Raw genomic sequence first — 2,068 nt, forward strand, 5'->3', positions numbered from 1 at the left:
TTGTGCGCCCTGCATCCAAACGAATAGTGTTCTGTGCAACTAAAACAGCATCATTTCCGGCGGCAAAATGCCCCCCTTTACCCAAAATATCATCACTGTGTACAGATAAATTATGGGTAGCGCTTATCCGCCCTGAATTCACCAGATCTTTGCTGGTGATATTGACATCATCGCCCATCATCAAAGCCCCAGCAGAAACAAAGGAAGCTCTGTCTTTTTCAGGAATGTAAAGCACCGGTGCATAAACATCCATGCCCTTGACCTGTTGGCGTACATAAATCACCATCGGCGCTTCTAGTGAAGCCAATTGTTCTGGTGTGAGTGCTTCACCAAAGGGAAGATTGTGTGCTTTGGCATATTCTGCCCCACTATCCAGCAGGCTTTTGACTTGCTCGATCGAATCTTTTCCCGGAATAAACGATCCTTTGCCCAAACCTTGCCCTACAAGATCACGCATTTGTTTTTCAATCAATTGCTTTTCGAAATAAGCATCGCCTAAGAAAAAAATCTCTCTATCAGGATTGTAACCAATTCTGTTCAAATAATAGGCTGAGCCATAAAACTTGCCAACATCAAGGAATTCTGCCCGCGTTTCATAAATGAAATTCTGGTTGGGCAGCGTGCCCCCAACACCACCCGATTGGGGTTTTGGTAAAGGAAGCCCCTCAGAAAGTTCCCCTGCACCAGTGAGATCCACTTTTGGTGTAAAGAGTGCACCAGCCCCAGTCAAACCACTCAATGCCTCTAGCGGATTACCCCCAACCGCTTTGGCTTCAAAATGGGCTTCCCCCGTAATAGACCCTTCAACAGCTGTGTTGTTGAGTTGACCAACCACCAGATTCAACGTGCCTCCTGCCTGAACAAGGCCAGAAACCGTATCAGTTACTTCTGAACTGATATGACGAATACTCCCATTGGCAATATCTAGATGACTATTACGACTGCCATCAGCGTTATAACCATAACAATAAGCATCCGTATTGGCCTGACAGCCAAGATATACGTGGTCCCCCCCAAATTGGTCAGCGCATTTGCATAGATATCCGCATTGCCCTCTGCTCTTATGATGCTATAACGGTTCTCAATATCATCAGCGTTAATGATCAAATTACCGTGAGATTGAATTATCCCCTGAGCCGCCGGCTTATGCGAAAACCCTTGCGTGACAGTCTTTTCGCTCATGTGTGACCAGTTCTTGTTTGGAAATAACCATCCTCTATCACCATTCCATCGATACTGTTCTACAGATTTTCTTTCGTCAATATATTTCCAAGTAAATGCCTTATAGACTGTTCCGTCGCTTGAAATTGCGGTACCATAGGTTTTTTCTTTACTATTCCAAAGTGGATTATCTAAGTAAAGTTCTAAGTGTCCTTTCCATATTCCGTTATCATATTGATATTCGTGCCCTTTTCCCCAAAGACCAACTTTCGCATCCTGATATAACATCCCATCACTGAGCCTATCAGAACCTTCTGGTTTTTGGAATGCGATAGTGACTTCTTCCGTTTTTTCCGTGATGACAGGCGTGCTGTCGGCCTCGTTTTGCAAAGTTTTGGTTTGGATCAATAAGTTTCCCCCAGCTTGAATTAAGCCTGCTTTGTTAACAAGGGAAAGGCTTTTTCCTGTGCCCTCTGCATTGGTGAAAGATAAATCACCTTCTGCCATAATAGCACCAAAATCATTCAGAAAAGTCCCATCAACTTGAAGAGCACCACTTCCCCCCACATAGATTAAACCGGTTTTGTTGTTGGTCGCATCCCCTGTTATACTAAAGACTAAATTCTGACCCGCTGCCAATTGACCGCTATTGTGAAGCTCCCCTGTATTGATGGTAAAATCGCGTGCTGCTAAAACCGATGTTGCCTCATCAACCATAACCCCTGGCGCAACAAACAGAATGTCTCCACTTCCCCCTTCATCGGTAATGGCGTGTAGTCGTGCATGATGAATATCAAGGGCATGGGTGCTGTTAAAATCTAACCCACCATAGGTCAATTCGCTTCCCGAAACATCAATATGATCCGCAATTAAATACAGCGTTTGAGGCGTGTAAATATGAGAACGA

The 2,068-nt window shown here is 44.5% G+C and carries 1 pseudogene; it reads right to left on the minus strand.

The features are described 5' to 3' along the window. Positions 1–2,068: pseudogene (locus PVV68_RS10210) on the minus strand (filamentous hemagglutinin); the annotation flags it as partial.

It is taken from the genome of Bartonella sp. ML69XJBT, from assembly GCF_028618515.1.
In the GTDB taxonomy this organism is placed as follows: domain Bacteria; phylum Pseudomonadota; class Alphaproteobacteria; order Rhizobiales; family Rhizobiaceae; genus Bartonella.